Origin of the sequence: Geomonas ferrireducens, assembly GCF_004917065.1 — a bacterium.
Taxonomy (GTDB): domain Bacteria; phylum Desulfobacterota; class Desulfuromonadia; order Geobacterales; family Geobacteraceae; genus Geomonas; species Geomonas ferrireducens.
The window spans coordinates 291584-308923 of sequence record NZ_SSYA01000002.1 but is presented as its reverse complement, the minus strand read 5'-3'; the positions used below and the strand labels follow the sequence as shown (position 1 = coordinate 308923).

Annotated in this window: 13 protein-coding genes; 1 reads left to right on the top strand and 12 read right to left on the bottom strand. The window is 63.3% G+C overall.

Features of this window, described 5'->3' with window-relative positions; genetic code table 11:
- The first annotated feature begins 170 nt into the window (after nt 1-170).
- Complete coding sequence (locus E8L22_RS10190) at nt 171-1094, top strand: hypothetical protein (RefSeq protein WP_136525085.1); 924 nt, start codon at nt 171-173, stop codon at nt 1092-1094.
- Nucleotides 1095-1216: 122 nt separating this feature from the next.
- On the opposite strand, the gene E8L22_RS10185 is transcribed toward E8L22_RS10190, so the two are convergent.
- The 12 genes from E8L22_RS10185 to E8L22_RS10135 all read right to left on the bottom strand — a co-directional run bounded on the left by E8L22_RS10185 (nt 1217) and on the right by E8L22_RS10135 (nt 17336).
- On the bottom strand, nt 1217-1528 hold the full coding sequence (locus tag E8L22_RS10185; RefSeq protein WP_136525084.1) for a hypothetical protein: 312 nt from the start codon (nt 1526-1528) through the stop codon (nt 1217-1219).
- A 172-nt stretch (nt 1529-1700) separates the two neighbouring features.
- Nucleotides 1701-2669: a hypothetical protein gene (locus tag E8L22_RS10180; protein ID WP_136525083.1), complete on the bottom strand. Its 969-nt coding sequence runs from the start codon at nt 2667-2669 to the stop codon at nt 1701-1703.
- 20 nt (nt 2670-2689) lie between these two features.
- On the bottom strand, nt 2690-3514 hold the full coding sequence (locus E8L22_RS10175) for an MlaA family lipoprotein (RefSeq protein WP_246044608.1): 825 nt from the start codon (nt 3512-3514) through the stop codon (nt 2690-2692).
- Between the two features lie 2 nt (nt 3515-3516).
- Nucleotides 3517-4803: an alpha/beta hydrolase gene (locus E8L22_RS10170; RefSeq protein ID WP_136525082.1), complete on the bottom strand. Its 1287-nt coding sequence runs from the start codon at nt 4801-4803 to the stop codon at nt 3517-3519.
- Between the two features lie 21 nt (nt 4804-4824).
- Nucleotides 4825-5817 (bottom strand): TAXI family TRAP transporter solute-binding subunit, encoded by a 993-nt coding sequence (locus E8L22_RS10165; RefSeq protein WP_136525081.1) that lies wholly within the window; start codon nt 5815-5817, stop codon nt 4825-4827.
- Nucleotides 5818-5889: 72 nt separating this feature from the next.
- Nucleotides 5890-7011, bottom strand: a complete 1122-nt coding sequence (locus E8L22_RS10160) for an ABC transporter permease (RefSeq protein ID WP_136525080.1) — start codon at nt 7009-7011, stop codon at nt 5890-5892.
- A 2-nt stretch (nt 7012-7013) separates the two neighbouring features.
- A complete protein-coding gene (gene rbbA, locus E8L22_RS10155) occupies nt 7014-9794 on the bottom strand; it encodes a ribosome-associated ATPase/putative transporter RbbA (RefSeq protein WP_136525079.1) in 2781 nt (926 codons plus the stop codon).
- Nucleotides 9791-10858: an HlyD family secretion protein gene (locus tag E8L22_RS10150; RefSeq protein ID WP_136525078.1), complete on the bottom strand. Its 1068-nt coding sequence runs from the start codon at nt 10856-10858 to the stop codon at nt 9791-9793. The genes rbbA and E8L22_RS10150 overlap by 4 nt, the downstream gene beginning before the upstream one ends.
- A complete protein-coding gene (locus E8L22_RS10145) occupies nt 10855-12414 on the bottom strand; it encodes an efflux transporter outer membrane subunit (RefSeq protein WP_198420144.1) in 1560 nt (519 codons plus the stop codon). The genes E8L22_RS10150 and E8L22_RS10145 overlap by 4 nt, the downstream gene beginning before the upstream one ends.
- A 111-nt stretch (nt 12415-12525) precedes the next feature.
- A complete protein-coding gene (locus E8L22_RS21890) occupies nt 12526-12657 on the bottom strand; it encodes a hypothetical protein (protein ID WP_281282950.1) in 132 nt (43 codons plus the stop codon).
- Between the two features lie 96 nt (nt 12658-12753).
- Complete coding sequence (gene adeC / locus E8L22_RS10140) at nt 12754-14175, bottom strand: AdeC/AdeK/OprM family multidrug efflux complex outer membrane factor (RefSeq protein WP_281282949.1); 1422 nt, start codon at nt 14173-14175, stop codon at nt 12754-12756.
- A 2-nt stretch (nt 14176-14177) separates the two neighbouring features.
- Nucleotides 14178-17336 (bottom strand): efflux RND transporter permease subunit, encoded by a 3159-nt coding sequence (locus E8L22_RS10135; RefSeq protein WP_136525077.1) that lies wholly within the window; start codon nt 17334-17336, stop codon nt 14178-14180.
- Nucleotides 17337-17340: the final 4 nt, after the last annotated feature.

The window sequence follows — 17340 nt, the reverse complement described above, 5'->3', positions numbered from 1 at the left end:
GTGCGTGCCGGCTCTGCCGCAGGGGTGTTCGGCGCCGAAACCACGTGCGGGAGACAGCCAATGCCAACCCATTTTGCCTGCATGCACGCTTATTATGCGACATTAAGGGTTGACAACCCAACACTATTAATATATTTGAATGATTCCTAAAATTCATCCAGGAGGCAAGCATGATCAGAAGATTTTTGGTGGCAGCGTTGTTGTCTTTGATGGCGGGTTGTGGTGGCGGAAGCAGCGATAACGGCCCCACTGCTCCTACCGGCTACACCGGCAACACAGCCCAGGCCGAGATCACACCGGCCAACGCGAAGGCGATTGCCGTGGGAGCCTACTCGGGGGGGGAGCTTGCCACCTCGTTCGGGATGCTGAAAACGACGAATACAGCATCAGCGCCAAACCAGCCGATGCTCCATGAAGTGGTGCAGACCCTTCAAGACAGCATGGCTTCCCTGCCCCCTGCACAAAAGCAGACGGCCAAAGTCGCATCGGCCTCCGCCTCCGTCCAGGACACCGTCTACGGCTACAGCGGCTCGTTCAGCTATGCCTTCACGGCAAGCGACAGTGGTGCAGCCAGCGGTACCATCGTCTACAACGCCTACAAGAGTGACATCGATTCCGCCGTGGTCGACGGAACGGTGAGTTTTTCCGCCACCTACAACCAGTCCACCGGGGCGTTTTCCAGATTCCGTATGACATTCACTGGGCTCACTGCCAGCGCGGTCGGTGAAAACGTGGCCATGTCGGGAACCGTCGTTGTGTCTGTCTCTGGTTATACCAGCACCACGACCCTAAACATGCTGTTGACCGACAACATCGCCCAGAGAACCTACGGCCTGTCCAACTATCAGATGGTGGTTACCGAGACCACCAACGGCACTTCGCTCACCTTGAGCGGCACTTACTACGATTCAGTCAATGGCTATGTCGTCATCAGCACGATAACACCCATAACCACCTCTTACCTCTCTTACGAGCCGGATGCAGGGGTTCTCCTTTGCTCCGGGAGCAACGGAACCCGGGCGCGCATCACCTTCACCGGAAACGGAAACATCGTGGAAGCCGACTCCGGCACCGGTTTCGTTGTGGTGCAGTAAGCTTTACTTAGCGCCGCGGCACCACGTCGCGACGGCATGAAAACAGAAGGGCCCGCCTCTATCGAAGCGGGCCCTTTCTTATCCTGATCTCATCGATCACTTTGGAGGCGGCTATCGCCCCTCTAGTGCTTCGTGAGCTGACGCAGCGTCTCGTTGGCCTCCTGGAGCTTCTGGTTCAGGATCCTCAGCTCATCGCGGGTGTAAGTGTTGGCACCCTTCTCGTTGATGGCCGTCTGAAGTTTTCTGATCCTGTCCTGGATGCTGTCTACTTGGTTGTTGCAGTCCTTGATAAGAAGAGCGCAGTCCCGCTCGCAGTTGGCGTCGCCTGCCTGATGCTGATGCATCATGTCGTGGGTGGTCGTGTTTTCCGCCCACACCGGAACCGCTGCCGAGAAAAGGGATACCGCCATCAACACTGCCAGTTTGCGTTTCATAGTAAATCCTCCTGTTCTGAGTTGGTTTTATGTAGCGACATCCGCGCTACCTGCCTTGATATGAGCATCAGGCATGCCAACCCGTAACAGGCTGATTTCACGTCATCAAAAAGATTGTACCCAAAAAGACTAGAGAATATCCGACAACACTCGCAGCATATTCCTCAGGAATCTAGGCGCCGCCGGCCGTACCAGCGATGGTGACCAGCGCGACCACGAGCCTCCTCCCTTCCGCATCCCCCAGTACATCCAACTGGACCTCCCGCGCATCCACGGAGACCTCCTTGCGCTTGATTCCCATGCGGTCGACCACCAAGGTCTCCCTGTCGACCCAGAGGTGCTCCTCGGCATGGCCAAGCACGTCGGCCACCACCCCGAGATAGACCTCGAGCATCTTGTCGTCCTTACCTATTTCCAGAAGCCTCGCCTCGATTTCGGCGAGGTTTTTCTCCACCTCGGCTACATTCGGCTTCTCACCGGTAGTGGGATCGAAGCCCCACCCCTCGCGCTGCAAAAGTGACAGCTTCGAGTTCAGCAGGGCGCGGTGCTTTTCCAGCGCGCCGCGCCTGGTCTTGACCTCGGCGATCCTGCCAAGGGCAATGCGCAACAGGTGATCGTAGGCGCGGCGCTTCAACTGGTACCGAGTCTCCTCCTCCTTCCCGCTCACGTCCATGAGGCGGTGCGCCTCGAAGCTGACCGACACCTGCGGCACATCCTTCAAGATGAGGTCGCCGGAAATCTCCGCGCCAAGTCCAACCCGCTCCCTCTTTTGCATGAGCAGAAGCCCGGTTGCGCCGTGGCGCATGCCGTGCCTTTCGCGCAGTTCGGCCAGGCTCGGCTCCTGCTCCAGGAATTTCCGCAGCTCGCTTGTCGAGATGAAATAGGTGTGCAGGTAGGGATCGCGGTCGTAGGAGGCCACATCCAGCGAAAGCGGGGAAGCGGTACCGTCCACGAGGGAGACGACGTGCTCGATGGCATGCAGCACCGCTGGGCGGAGCTTTTTGCGATAACCGGAGACGGCCCGAATCCAGGGATCGGTGCCGTCCACGGCCCGCTCGATGGCTTTTATGACGAGGGAATCGGGGATGCCGCCCCCTTCTTTCCGGGGGCGGCGGAAGATGGACTGGAAAAACCTGAGCAACGCTTCCTCCTGCTTCTAGATCACTTTACGTCCTTTGTTTTGGTCTGCTCGATGTCAAAGTCGCGCTTCATCGTGTAGAGGGTCCTGATCAGCTCGTACTCGAACGGTGAGCCGGTCTGGCGGTACCTGAACGGGGTGCGGTGCCTGCGGTCGACTGCGTAGACGCCGGAATAGACCCAGGTGGCGGTGCTGTCGTTCACCCAGGCGATTGGGCCGATGTAATTGAAGGTGGCAAGGTCGGCCACAAGCCCGGTGGTATCCCGGACGTTGGACGCGCCGAACACCGGGAGCATGAGGTAGGAACCGTCGCCGGTTCCGTAGTGCCCGAGCGTGAGCCCGAAGTCATCGGTCTGGCGCTTCAGGCCGAAGCGGGTGGCAGGGTCCCAAAGCCCGGCGACGCCCACCGTCGAGTTGATCACGAAGCGACTCACCGTGACCCCGGCGGCCTTCAATTTGAACTGGAACAGGTTGTTAGTCAAGTTGGTTATTTCGTTGAGGTTGTCGATGGCGTCCGAAACGCGGTCCTCCAGGTAATCGGGCATGATGATCTCGTAGCCGCGCACCACCGGGCGGTACAGGTACTCGTCGAAGTAGTAGTTGAAGCGGTAGCTCCCCCGGTTGAACCCCTCGACGGAGTCCTTCACTTCAAGCATGTTGGGCTGTCCCGGCTTCACGAAATCCTCGTAGCGGCGCAGCGGCGGCTCCATGGGCCCGGTCGTCACGGGAAGGGTGCTGCAGCCTGCCGCCAGGATGGCGCCTGCCGCAACGACGAGAAGACGAGTGCGTCCCCCGCCCCGCCGGCCGCGCATGTTATAGGAAACTTTGCAGGGGGCGTGTCTTTTCATGGTCACTCCTCCTTACCCTTTAGAAAGCCGGTTATCGCCGAGACCACGTCGGGCTGGAACATGTTACCCATGTGGCCGCCACTCGGGAAGATCCATGCCCGGTCGCCGAACACCCGTTCCAGGTACTCGATGTCCCCCGGGACAAGGATGATATCGTCCTCGTTGTGCACCAGGCCGAACTTCGCGTTTCCCTTCAGGAACGGTTCCAGCGCCCGTAGGTTCTCGCGCTGCAGGAGCGCCTGGCGGGTCAGCCCTGGTTCTTTCATCTGGTAGTGCGGTAAGAGCCATTCGTTGAAGTAATCGGCAAAACTGGTCTTGTAGGCGACGATGGCGTAACGGGTGAGCGAGGTAGTCGAGGTAAGGCGCACGTTTTTGGGGACGATGTAGCCGCCGCCGTTCATGACGTCAGCGGCGAAGATCATGTCCGCCGCGTTCATGCGTGCGGTGAGGCCGATCAACGCGGCAAGGTTGCTCTCGCTTGGCTGCATCCGCTTGTAGGTACGGTACATGGATTCACCGCTAAGCCCTCCCGGTCCCCAGGATTCGGCCAACTGCATGGTCTGGCTGAATACCCCCCGGAACCAGGCATCGAAGTTGTCCATGCCACCGGGCACGTTGTCGACCAGGAGCTGGTCCAGGGCGGTCACCGAGTCGTAAAGGCAGACCGGCGGGTTGATGAGCAGCACGCGCTTGAAATTGAAGCGGTGCTCCCGCTCGTCAATTCTGGCGATGAAGGCGGCATCGAAGCCGCCAAGACTGTAACCGGCGAGCATGAAGGAAGACACCCGCACATCCCCATGCACCTTCTGCCAGGCGAGCTCCATGACCCGATAAAGGTCCTTCGCATCGTCACTCGCGATGCCCGGAAGCCCGCTGGCCGCGTTGACCACGAAATCCATGTGGGTTGGGGACGTAATCGAGATGACGTGGAACCCAGCCTTGTAGAGGACTTTCTGCATCTTGAGCATGCGCGGCACGTCGAAGCGCGAGCCCGATCCCGCGATCAGGAAGACAAGGGGGGCTTCCCGGTCTTGGTAGGCGAGGGAGCAGGTGAGGCCGTTTTCGTACCAGAACACCTCAGGGATATGCCTTTTCGGGAAGGGGTGCACCACGAATTCGCGCACCGGGATCTCGCTTGGAAGCCGAACCTCGAACTCGCGGGGAAGTTCCATCACCGTCGCCTCGTACGGGTTCACGAAGGGATAGAAATAGGTCGGCGGGACGGGAGCCGCCGCGAAAGCGGCAGCGGGCACAATCATGAGGAACGCCAGGACCAGGAGACTTTTCATGATGAACCTCCGCTAGCGGCCTTAAGGGATGAGGCCGGACTCTCTGAAGTAACGCGCGGCGCCGGGATGCAGTGGGATCACCGCCACCCTGGCGGCCTGCTCGGGGGTGAGCTGCTGCAGGATCGGGTGCTGGCGCCGGAACTGTTCGAAATTCCCCATGATCTCGTGTACCACGGCGTACACCTTTTCATCCGGCAGATCGCCGCGCGTGAAGAAGACGGTGCGGATACCGATGCTGCGCACTTCTCCGCCCAACTCCACCGCCGGGTAGTACCGCGTCGGGATGACCACCGGTGCAATGAGGGGATTGCTCCCCGTAACCTGCCCGATCAGTTCGTCGCTCAAGGGGATCAGGCGGACCTTCCTTGTTCCCGCGCTTGCCTCGAGCACGGTCAGGTTGGGATGGCCGACGATGCAGAGATAGGCATCGATCTCCCCTTTTTGCAAGCGCTCAGGGGCGAGCGCCGTGGACTTCTCGGTGATGATCACCTCACCCGGGTTGAGCCCAGACATCTGCAGAAACGCCCTGGCGAAGGTGTTGTCGATTGAGCCTGGTGCGCCTATGCCGAGCCGTTTCCCCTTCAGGTCGGCAACGCTTCTTATACCGCTGTCAACCGCGGCGACTATGGTGACTGTGGCAGGATAGAGTCCCAGCACGGCACGCAGGTTCCCTCTTGATCTACCTTCCCATGGGCGCACCCCGGCTGCTGCACGCTTCAAGAGTTCGGTCTCCGCAATGCCGAAGTCGGCCTTCCCCTCGGCGACGGCATCGATGTTGGCGACGGAACCGGCCGAAGCGTTGTTGGCAAGTCTGAAGCCGTAAACCCTCGCTTTCCGGTTGAACACCTTTGCGACGGCGCTAGCGGCAGCGTAGTAGGAACTGGTGGTGGTACCTGAGGAGATGGTCAGGGACTGAAGCGGTGCGGCGAGAAGCCGTGCAGGTGAGAGCAAGAAAAACATTGCGGCAACTGCGAGGAGCGCCAGAATGGGCGCAGGCGGCCGGCGAAAATCCATGGGTTCCTCCTTTGAGCCGGAAATCGGCAACAAGGCATAGTTATACCATCTTTTCACGCGGACACACGGCGATCACGCCATGGTTCCGATCGTTTTGCGGAAACGGGACAGCGATATGGCAAAGAGCACGCACCCGATGAGAAAGAGAGCGGCGAACTGGGGCCACACCACGTCGAAACCGGCGCCACGGTAGAGGATCGCCTGGGCGAGCATGACGAAGTGGGTGTTCGGGGCGGCGAGCATGACGCCGCGCACCGGTGCAGGCATGCTCTCGCGCGGCGTGGTGCCTCCCGAAAGGATCTGCAGCGGCAGCAGCACCAGCATGGTCAGCAGGCCGAACTGCGGCATGCTGCGCGCGACGGTCCCGAGGAAAATGCCGAGTGAGGTGGTGGCGAAGAGGTGCAGCGCCGTCCCCGCGAGAAAGAGTGGCACCGATCCCTCTATCGGCACACCGAGCGCCCCCTCCACGACGAGGTAGAGGGACGCGGTGGTGGCAGCAAGGACCACGAGGGCCATGGCCCAGACCTTCGCCGTCATGATCTCGAAGGGGGTAACCGGCATGACCAGGAGGTGCTCGACGGTGCCGTGCTCGCGCTCGCGGATCAGCGCGGCGCCGGTCAGGATGATCGATAAAAGGGTTATGTTGTCGATGATCTTCATGACCGCGCCGAACCAGGACTTGTTCAGCTCCGGGTTGAAGCGCGCTCTGAGCGCGAGATCCACCTGCTGCCCGGAGTCGGGGCGGTAGCGCTTCAGGAAGGTGGCGATCTCGTTGGAGACGATGGTCTGGATGTGGCTGTTGCCGGTAAAGGCCTGGCTCATCCTGGTGGCATCGATGTTCAGCTGGATCTCGGCCTGGCGTCCGGCGAGAAGATCGCGCTGGAAATCGGGGGGAATGGCGAGGGCGAAGGTGTCGAGCCCCGCGTCCATCCGCTCGTCCATCTCCTCACGGGTTATCAGGGATGGCGCGGAGAACTGCGGCGGGTAAAAGGCGTCGATGATGCGGGTGGAGAGTTGGGAGCGGTCCTCGTCTACCACGGCGATGGGTGCCTTGTGGAGCGTTTCCGGCATCGCGGTGGCGGCGGCGTAGATGGCGAGCGAGAAGGCGTAGCCGATGAGCACCAGCATGACCGGATCGCGCAGCAGGCTGAAGAGTTCCTTCACGCCGAGGTTGAAGACGTTCGCCACACGCATGGTTATGACTCCTGTTTTTTAAGCAGGGCCGTCCCCAACAGGATAAGGAGCGGAACGGCGAGCGCCAGGGGGATGAAGAACAGCTTCAGCTCGTCGAAACCGAGTCCCTTGCCGAAGGTGCCGCGCGAGATCAGGAGGAAGTACGTGGTGGGATAGATCCTGCCGATCAGCGCCCCCACCCCCTCCAGGGAGCGGACCGGCTCGAGCATGCCGCAGAACTCGACGGCAGGGAGGATGGTGAGCAGCGCGGTGCCGAAGAGTGCTGCGATCTGGCTTTTCATGAAAGTGGAGATGACCAGTCCTAGCCCGGTGGCGGTGCCGACGTAAAGGAGCCCCCCGAGGCAGAAGGCGGCGAAGCTACCTTTCATGGGAACGCGGAAGATGAAGACCGCCTGGAGGGTAAGGAGCAGAAAGCTCGCCATGGAGAGGAGCAGGTACGGTATCTGTTTGCCGAGCAGGAATTCGAGCCTGGTCACCGGCGTCACGTAGAGGTTCACGATGGAGCCGAGCTCCTTTTCGCGCACCACGGAAAGGGCGGTGACGATGGCCGGGATCATCATCAAAAGAAGCGGGATGACGGCGGGGACCATGGCCGGAAGGCTCTTCACGTCCGGGTTATAACGGTAACGGGTCTCTATGCGGACCAGGGAGGCCGCGGGTGGCGAGGTGAGACGTTGCCGCGCCTGTGAGGCGAGCCAGTGGGCGTGCATCCCCTGGACGTAGCCGCGCACCGTTTCGGCGCGGGAGGGCATGGCGCCGTCGATCCAGGCGCCGACGCTGACCGGCCTGCCGTGCTGCAGGTCGCGGGCGAACCCGGGGGGAATCTCGACGGCGAGGGAGATGTCGCTTGCGCGCATGCGGCGGTCGAGTTCCTGGTAATCGTGCAGCGGGGGGCGCTCGCTGAAGTAGCGCGAACCAGACAGGTTCAGCGCGTAGTCGCGGCTTAAGACACTCTGGTCCCGGTCTAGGACCGCGAAGGTCAAGTCTTCCACGTCCATGGTGATGCCGTACCCCATGACGAACATGAGGATTACGCTGCCAAGAAGCGCAAGGCAGAGGCGGACCGGGTCGCGGAAGAGCTCAAGGGACTCGCGGTGCGCGTAGCTTAGCAGGCGGCGCAGGCTGAAGTTCCTGGCGGGGACGGCGCCGCTGTCCCCTTCCACCCCGGCACCCGGGCCGCTCGCAGCACCGGGTGCGAAGGCGCCGTCCACTGCCGCTGGCTCAACGGAAGCCTCTTCCAGGTAGGCGATGAAGGCATCCTCCAGGTTGGCGGCTCCCTTTTTTTCCACCAGGTGCGCCGGGGCGTCGCTCACGAGAACCCGCCCGGCGTGCATCAGGGAGATCCTGTCGCAGCGCTCCGCTTCGTTCATGAAGTGCGTCGAAATGAAGATGGTGACCTGTTCCCGACGGGCCAGATCGACCATGATCTGCCAGAAGGCATCCCGTGCCACGGGGTCCACGCCGGAGGTGGGCTCGTCCAGGATCAGGAGTTCGGGGCCGTGGATCATGGCGACCGCCAGGGAGAGGCGCTGGCGCACCCCGAGCGGAAGCGACTCGGGAAGGGCTTCCATCACCTCATCCAGCCCGAAGCGCCGCGCCATCTCGGCGACACGTAGAGGGATCGCCTTTTCGGGCAGGCGGAAAAGCCGCGCATGGAGCAAGAGGTTCTGGCGCACGGAGAGTTCAGTGTAGAGCGAGAAGGACTGGGTCATGTACCCGACGCGGCGCCTGACGTCGAGATCTCCGGGATCGACGGGACGGCCGAAGAGGCTCGCCTCCCCTTCGGTCGCGGGAAGCAGCCCGGTGAGCATCTTCATCGTGGTGGTCTTGCCGCAGCCGTTGGAGCCGAGGAAGCCGAAGATCTCCCCCTTGCCGATCTTGAAGCTGACCCGGTCCACCGCGGTGAAGTCCCCGAAACGCATGGTGAGCCCCGAGGCCTCGATGGCGATTTCCGCGGCGGACTCCCCTTCCCTTTTGGGGATCTGCACCGGACGGTAACCCGTGCGCTGCGAAGGGGGGAGAAGCGCGATGAAGGCCTCCTCGAGCGATCGGCTCCCGGTCCCGGCGAGCAGTTCCGCCGGCGTCCCGGTGGCGAGGACGCGACCTGCGTTCAACGCCACCAGCCAGTCGAAGCGGGCCGCCTCCTCCATGTAGGCGGTGGCGACCAGGACGCTCATGCCGCGCCGGCGCTCGCGGATCCTTTCGATCAGTTCCCAGAACTGGCGCCGCGATAACGGATCGACCCCGGTGGTCGGCTCGTCCAGGATGAGCAGGTCGGGGTCGTGAATCAGCGCGCAGCAAAGCCCCAGTTTCTGCTTCATCCCCCCGGAGAGCTTCCCGGCGGGACGTCCCGCGAAGGGTTCCAGCCCGGTGGCGCTCAAAAGCTCGCCGATGCGGCGCTCGCGCTCGGTGCGGCCGTGGCCGAAGAGCCTCGCAAAGAAGTCGACGTTCTCGAAGACGGAAAGGGTCGGGTAGAGGTTGCGGCCGAGCCCCTGCGGCATGTACGCGATGCGCGGACAGACCCGCCTTCGGTGCGCGGCATCCGCCATGCTCCCCCCGAGCACCTCCACCCTCCCCGTCTGCAGCTTGCGGGAGCCGGCGATGAGCGAGAAGAGGGTCGATTTGCCGACCCCGTCCGGGCCGATGGTCCCCACCATGCGCCCGGCCGGGATGGCGAGGGTTACCGAGTCGAGCGCAAGGGTATGTCCGTAGCGCAAGGTGACGTCCTCGACGATGACGGCGTCCGCCCCGACCGGTTCTTTTGGAGGCGCCGGCCGGTTCATCTGACCACCTTGCCGAGGCGCTCAGGCCAGGGGCGCTTTTCGTCGAGCCTTACGTAGGCGACTCCCGGGAGGCCGGTCTTGACCTGGGTGATGTGCCTTTTGAGCAGGTCGACCGGAAGCTGGGCTCTCACCCTGAACATGAGCTTCTCCCGCTCGCTTGCGGTCTCCACCGTCTTTGGGGTGAACTGGGCCACATCGGCAATGAAGGAGACCCGGGCCGGGATCACGTACTGCGGTGCCGCGTCGAGCACGAGGCGCACCTCGGTACCGAGCGCCACCCTCCCGGCCGCAGCGGTCGGGAGAAAGAAGGTCATGTAGACGTCGCTTAAGTCCACGAGGCTGAGCACGCGCCCTCCCGCGGCCACCACTTCACCCGGCTGGGCCACCCGGTACTGCACCCTACCGTCACGCGGCGACTTGAGTGCCGCGTCCTTCAGGTCCGCCTCGATGCGCTGTAACGTCGCAAGGGCCGCCGCCACGTTGGAACTTTCGCCCAGCATTTTCTGCCGCGCCGTTGCCACTGCGGCCTCGGCCGCCGCCACCTGGGCGCGCGCCGCGGCGGTCGATGCCTTAGCGCTCTCCAGACGGGCCAAGTCGTCATCCGCCTCCTGCTTTGAGGTGGCCCCCTCGGCGGCGAGAGTCGAGGAGCGGGAGACCCTTTTCCCGGCGAGGGCGAGCTCCGCCTCCCGTTGCGCCACCATCGCCTGTGCCGCCGCCTTCTCGCTTGCGCGCTGCATCATCTCGCTTTTCGCGGTGAGCACCGCGTTTTGCGCCTTCACCAACTGCGCACCGGCCTCCCGGTGCTGGGCTTCAAGCACCTCGGTATCCATGAGGGCGAGGGTCTGGCCTGAGCGGACGAAATCCCCCTCGCGTACCGTGATCTCCCGCACCCGGCCGGGGCTCTTTGGTCCGACGTCGATCTCCACCGCCTCGATGCGCCCGTTGCCGCTCACGATCCCCTCATCCCCGTTGCTGCGGCCGAAGCGCTGCCACAGAACCAGGGCAAGCAGCACAAGTAGAACGCCCGACGCGACGAAGATCCTCCACTTACCCCCCCCCCTCATGGCATGGCCTCCTTCCCACCCGTAGCACTCGCCGCAACGGATTCTCCCCCGGCACCTTCCCCACCACCTCCCCCCAGGGCGGCGTAGAGATCCACCCCTGCGGCAAGGATGGCGCGCCGCGTCTGCACCAGGGCCTGCTGGGCCGCAAAGCGGTCTCTTTCCGCGTCGAGCACCTCCAGGTAGGGTGCGGCGCCGGTGTCATAGCGAAGGCGCGCAAGCCTCGTCCGCTCCGTCTGGGCCGCAAGGGTCGTCCGCTGCGCCTGTACCTGCTCGGCCAGCCAGCGCCGCTGCGCCAGCGCGTCGGCCACCTCCCGGAAAGCGCGCTGCACCACGCGCTCGTATTGGGCGACCGCTTCCTTCTCGCGCGCCCGGGCGAACTCCAGGTTAGCCACGTTGCGCCCACCCTGAAAAATAGGGACCGAGATGGCGGGGGCAAAGCTCCAGGCGCCGCTTCCCGAGGTGAAGAGTCCGCTTAACGCGCTGCTCGCGGTGCCGAAGTTGCCGGTAAGAGCGATGGCAGGGAAGAAGGCGGCGCGCGCCGCGCCTATGGCCGCGTTGGCCGATTTGAGCTCGTGCTCGGCGGCGATGACGTCGGGGCGGTAAAGGAGGAGCTCGGAGGGGAGTCCGGAGGGGATTTCGGCGAGGAACCCCTCCTCCACGGTGGAAAGGGGAAGCGGATCGAGGTGTACCTCCCCTCCGACCAGCAGCCCCAGCGCGTTCAGGTTGAGGGCGCGCAGGCGCTTCAGTGCGCTCAGTTCCGCCCGCGCCTGGTTCAGGAGGGTCTCGGCCTGCACCGCGTCGAGCTTCGAGGCGGAGCCGACCTCATAGCGGCGCCGAGCGATGCGCCACGATTCCTCACGGCTCGCGATGGTGGCCTCGGCGAGGGAGACCCTTTCCGCCAGCTCGCGCTCCTGCAGGTAGCTCTGGGCAACCTGGGCGGTAAGGCTCACCTGCACGGCGCGACGGGCCTCTTCCGTTGCGAGGTAAGTCTCGAGGGCGCCCTCCTTGAGGTCCCTGAGGCGTCCCCAGAAGTCGAGCTCCCAGGCGGCGAGGAAGAGACCGGCACTGAAGACGTCGGTGATCATCGCCCCCCCCGTTACCGAGAGATCGGCGGGGGTGCGCGAACGCTCGAGCCCGGCGCCCGCGCTGATCGCGGGTAACAGGTCCGCGCGGCGGATGCCGTAGAGGGCGCGCGCCTCCTCGACCTTGGCGCGCGCTACGCGGAGGTCCCGGTTGTTGCCGTGGGCGAGGAAAAGAAGGTGTTTCAGCTCGGGATCGGTGAAGAAGACGCTCCATGAAGCAGGAGCGCCGGCGGCCGCAACACGATCCGAGACGCCGGGGTACTGCTGCGGGACGGGAAGCGCGGGGCGCTGATAGGCGGGTTTGAGGGAACAGCCGACAAGGGCGGCAGCCGTGACGATAGCGGCCAGGGTGAAGAAGAGACGGCGAGGGTGCATGAAAGCATGCACCGCGCGGGGGAGGCTCCGGACGAGCGGTTGCAGCGCCCGGAGCGTAGGTTCAGGCTCCCGTGGATCGCCCTCTTCTTTCTGTGCCATGAATGTGCCCCTCTGTCACAAGGAATTCTTCACAAGCTACAGCAAGCACCATGGAGCGGGAAAATCTCTCATAGCCGCAAGAGGGCGCTTAGTTAAAACTATAAACCCAATCTAGTGTTTGAAAAGAAAATGCACCAGATTGATCGGCCAGTCGGGATGAGGCTCCGGTGCCAGAATCAAGTAACCAACGAACAGGGCCGCGACGGCGATGATGCAGTAAATGGTGATGCGTAATCTGGACAACTGTGCTCCTTTCCGCCACGGGGGATTCGACACCGTTCGCCCCCCCGCGCGTTACCGTTTCCCCGGGCCGTGAAGACCCGGGGAAACGATGCTGCCTTACTTGCTCCCTCCACCAAGTACCTTGTAGATGGTGACCATGTTATTGAGCCTTGCCAAGCGGGTGGTGATGAGCCCCTGCTGTGCCGCGTAGAGTGAGCGCTGCGCGTCCAGCACGTTCAGATAGCTGTCCACCCCGGTCTGGTAGCGGGCCTGGGACAGACGGTAGGTCTCGGAGGTGGCGCCGGTCAGGGACTGCTGGGCCGCCACCTGCTCGTCTATGGTGCCGCGCTGGGCGAGGGAGTCGGCCACCTCGCGGAAGGCGGACTGGATGGCCTTCTCGTACTGGGCGACCGCTATGTCGCGGTCGACCGTTGCCACATCTAGGTTGGCCTTGTTGCGCCCACCCTCGAAGATCGGCACCGAGATGCGCGGAGCGAAGTTCCAGGCGAGGTTCCCTCCCTTGAAGAGGCCGGTTAACTGGTCGCTGCCGAAGCCCACGCTCGTAGTGAGGGTGATGCGCGGGAAGAAGGCGGCGCGCGCCGCTCCGATGTTGGCGTTCGCCCCTTTCAGGTTGTACTCCGCCTGCAGGATGTCGGGACGGGAAAGGAGCACGTCGGAGGGAAGTCCCGGCGCCGCGTCCTTGACGGCGGTTAAGTTCTCGGTGAGCGACTTCGGCAAAAGATCCTGCGGCACGTCGGAGCCTACCACCAGGGTGAGCGCGTTCAGGTCCTGCGCAACCTGGGTCGTGTAACGGGCGATGTCGACGCGGGCCGAATCGACGCTCGTCTGGGCCTGCTGCAGGTCAAGGGCCGAGGCGACACCCGCCTCGAAACGGCTCTTGGAGAGCCGGTAGGATTCCTGCTGGTTCGCCAGGGTATCCTTGGCGAGCTGCAGCCTCTCGAGGTCCGAGCCGAGGGTCAGGTAGGCGGTGGCCACCTGGGAGACCAGGGTGATCTGGACGCTGCGCCGGGCCTGTTCGGTGGCGAGATACTGGTCCAGCGCCTGGTCCTTGAGGCTTCTCACCCGGCCGAAGAGGTCGAGCTCGTAGGCGCTGATGCCGACGCCGACATCGTAGGAGTGGCTGACCCCTCCCCTGCCGCCTTGGGAGAGGTCGTCGGCGGTGCGTTTCACCGCGAGCCCGCCGTCCCCGGTGACGCTCGGGAAGAGGTCGGCGCGCTGGATCTGGTAGAGGGCGCGGAAGCGGTCCATGTTGAGGACCGCCACCCTCAGGTCGCGGTTGTTGTCGAGCGACAGCGCAATCAGCTTCTGCAGTTGCGGCTCTACGAAGAACTCCTGCCAGGGGATCTCGGCGAGCGGTTTTTGCTGCGCGGCGGGCTGCGTCGCCTGGTAAGAGGGGCCTGCAGGCCATGCGGCCGGAACAGGTGCGGAAGGCTGGCTGTATTTGGGAGCCATGGAGGCGCACCCTGCCAGGAACAGGAACAGGGTGGCGGCCAGGGGTTTAACGGTCATGCGTGTCATGTCTATTGCACCTCCGAGACGGGTGCGGCAGCGGCCTTGGCCGTTGCGTGCTTTTTGGAGAACGTCTTCGTCACCATGACGAAGAAAAACGGGATGAAGATAAGGTCGATGAAGGTCGCCGACAAAAGGCCGCCGGTGACCGCGGTGCCGATGGCGTTCTGGGCCCCTGCGCCGGCGCCCTTGGTGAGTGCAAGCGGCAGGGTGCCGAAGAAGAAGGCGAGCGAGGTCATGATGACCGGCCTCAGCCTGATCTTCACCGCGGTGAGCGTCGCCTCGACCAGTTCGTGCCCCTGGTGCATCTGGTCCTTGATGAACTGGATGATCAGGATCGCGTTCTTAGTGGAGAGGCCGACCGTGGTCAGAAGGCCGATCTGCAGGTAGATGTCGTTCGGCAGCACCCTAAGCGTCACCGCGGTGACCGCGCCGACCAGGCCCAGCGGAAGCATGAGCAGGTTGACGAACGGGATGCTCCAGCTCTCGTAGAGTGCGGCGACGGCCAGGAAGACGACGAGAAGCGAGATGGCGTAAAGGGCGGGAGCCTGCTTGCCCGCCGCCTTCTCCTCATAGGAGAGGCCGGTCCACTCGTAGCTGATCCCCTGCGGGAGCTTCGCGGCCATCGCCTCCATCTCGGCCATCGCCTCACCGGTCGAGACCCCCTTGGCTGCGTTGCCCATGATCTCCACGCTCGGGATGCCGTTGTAACGCTCGAGGCGCGGCGAGGAGTGCTCCCATTTCGCGGTGGCGAAGGCGGAGAAGGGAACCATCTCACCCTTGTCGTTACGCACGTACCACTTGTTGATGTCCTCGGGGACCATGCGGTACGCCGCGTCGGCCTGCAGGTACACCTTCTTGACCCTGCCGTTTTGCAGGAAGTCGTTCACGTAGGAGGAACCCCACGCGGTGGCGAGCGTGTTGTTGATGTCGGCAAGCGAGACGCCGAGGGCTCCCGCGCGCACGTCGTCGATGTTCAGCTTGAACTGCGGGGTGTCGTCCTGGCCGTTCGGGCGGACTGCCATGAGCTTCTTGTTCTGCATGGCCATGCCGAGGAGCTGATTACGTGCGTCCATGAGCGCCTGGTGCCCGAGCCCGGCCCGGTCCTGAAGCTGGAAGTCGAAGCCGTTTGCCTGCCCCAGCTCGACGACGGCAGGAGGGGAGAAGGCGAAGGCCATGCCGTCTCGGAACTGCGAGAAGGCGCCCATGGCGCGACCCGCCACGGCGGGGGCCTTAAGGTCAGGTGTTTGACGCAGCTTCCAGTCCTTTAGCTTCACGAAGGCGAGGCCCATGTTCTGGCCACGCCCGGCGAAGCTGAACCCCGCAACGGTAATGAGCGAGTCGACGGACTTCTTCTCGTTCTCGAGGAAGTGCTTCTCCACCTTCTCGAGCATCTTGACGGTACGTTCCTGGGTGGCCCCTGCCGGAAGCTGGATCTGGCAGATGATGAAACCCTGGTCCTCGTCCGGCAGAAACGCGGTGGGAAGACGCAGGAAGAAGATCGCCATGGCGGCCACGAGGCAGCCGTAGAAGACGAGGTAGCGCAGCGGTTTTCTGAAGGAGTTGTGGACGATGGACTCGTACTTGTGGCGCCCCTTGTCGAACATCCTGTTGAACCAGCGGAAAAAGCCGCAGTACCACCCCAACTCGCACGCCTCGTGCCCTTTCGGTACCGGTTTGAGGAGCGTCGAGCAAAGCGCCGGGGTGAGGATCTGCGCCGTCAAAACGGACAGGATCATCGCGGAGACGATGGTGACGGAGAACTGCCGGTAGATGACCCCGGTGGAGCCGCCGAAGAACGCCATCGGAAGGAAGACCGCCGAGAGCACCGTCGCGATCCCCCAAAGTGCCGAGGTGATCTGCCCCATGGACTTGACCGTGGCATCATGTGGCGAGAGACCCTCCTCGGTCATGATCCTCTCCACGTTCTCGACGACGACGATGGCGTCGTCGACCAGAAGGCCGATGACGATGACCAGGGCGAACATGGTCAGGGTGTTGATGGAGAACCCGGCAGCGAATAGGACGCCGAGGGTACCAAGCAGAACGACCGGCACCGCGATGGTCGGAATCAGGGTGGCGCGGATGTTCTGCAGGAAGAGGAAAATGATGACGAAGACGAGGAACACCGCCTCCATCAGGGTCTTTACTACCTCCTCCATGGAAATCTTCACGAACGGGGTGGTGTCGTAGGGGTAGACGACCTTGGCGCCTGCCGGGAAGAACTTCTCCAACTCGGCCATTTTCGCCTTGACGCGGTCCGCGGTGTCGAGCGCGTTCGCGCCCGCGGCGAGCCTCAGGGCCATGGCGGCGACCGGTTTTCCCTTGTAGCGCGCCAGGATGTCGTAGTTCTCGGTGCCGACGTCTATCTTCGCCACGTCCCTTAGCTTGACGGTGGAGCCGTCCGGGTTGGTGCGCAGCACGATCTCCTCGAACTGCTCCTGGTTCTGCAGAAGCGTCCTGGCCGTGATGGTCGCGTTCAGCTGCTGCCCGTGAGACGCGGGCATGCCGCCGAACTGGCCGGCCGAAACCTGGGCATTCTGGGCCTGCAGCGCGAGGGATACGTCATTGGGTGTCAGCTTGAAGTTGTTCAGCTTGTCGGGGTTCATCCAAACGCGCATGGCGTTCTGGGAACCGAAGACGGTCACCTCCCCGACCCCCTCGACGCGGCTTACCAGGTCTTGGACGTTGGACACCAGATAGTCGGTGAGCTGGTAGCGGTTGAGGCTGTTGTCCTCTGAGACGATCCCCACGACCATCAGGAAGTTACGGGTAGACTTCACCACCTGAACCCCCTGCTTCTGCACCACCTGCGGCAGAAGCGGCGTGGCGAGCTGCAGCTTGTTCTGCACCTGCACCTGGGCGATGTTCGGGTCGGTCCCGGCGCGGAAGGTGAGGTTGATGGAGACGGCACCTGCCGAGTCGCTGGTGGAGGACATGTAGAGCAGGTTGTCGATACCGTTCATCTTCTGCTCGATCACCTGGGTCACGGTGTCCTGAACCGTCTGCGCCGAGGCGCCCGGGTACATGGCGTTGATCGAAATCTGCGGCGGCGCGATGGGCGGGTACTGCGAGACCGGCAGCGACTTCATGGCCAGAAGGCCGCCCAGCATGACGGCTATGGCGATGACCCAGGCGAAGATGGGTCTGTTTATGAAAAACCTGGACATGGAT

What these genes read in the sequence shown, in the direction of transcription:
- E8L22_RS10190 (WP_136525085.1), top strand. Translation starts at nt 171, where the DNA reads ATGATCAGAAGATTTTTGGTGGCAGCGTTGTTGTCTTTGATGGCGGGT.
- E8L22_RS10185 (WP_136525084.1), bottom strand. Translation starts at nt 1,528, where the DNA reads ATGAAACGCAAACTGGCAGTGTTGATGGCGGTATCCCTTTTCTCGGCA.
- E8L22_RS10175 (WP_246044608.1), bottom strand. Translation starts at nt 3,514, where the DNA reads ATGAAAAGACACGCCCCCTGCAAAGTTTCCTATAACATGCGCGGCCGG.
- E8L22_RS10170 (WP_136525082.1), bottom strand. Translation starts at nt 4,803, where the DNA reads ATGAAAAGTCTCCTGGTCCTGGCGTTCCTCATGATTGTGCCCGCTGCC.
- E8L22_RS10165 (WP_136525081.1), bottom strand. Translation starts at nt 5,817, where the DNA reads ATGGATTTTCGCCGGCCGCCTGCGCCCATTCTGGCGCTCCTCGCAGTT.
- E8L22_RS10160 (WP_136525080.1), bottom strand. Translation starts at nt 7,011, where the DNA reads ATGCGTGTGGCGAACGTCTTCAACCTCGGCGTGAAGGAACTCTTCAGC.
- rbbA (WP_136525079.1), bottom strand. Translation starts at nt 9,794, where the DNA reads ATGAACCGGCCGGCGCCTCCAAAAGAACCGGTCGGGGCGGACGCCGTC.
- E8L22_RS10150 (WP_136525078.1), bottom strand. Translation starts at nt 10,858, where the DNA reads ATGAGGGGGGGGGGTAAGTGGAGGATCTTCGTCGCGTCGGGCGTTCTA.
- E8L22_RS10145 (WP_198420144.1), bottom strand. Translation starts at nt 12,414, where the DNA reads ATGGCACAGAAAGAAGAGGGCGATCCACGGGAGCCTGAACCTACGCTC.
- adeC (WP_281282949.1), bottom strand. Translation starts at nt 14,175, where the DNA reads ATGACACGCATGACCGTTAAACCCCTGGCCGCCACCCTGTTCCTGTTC.
- E8L22_RS10135 (WP_136525077.1), bottom strand. Translation starts at nt 17,336, where the DNA reads ATGTCCAGGTTTTTCATAAACAGACCCATCTTCGCCTGGGTCATCGCC.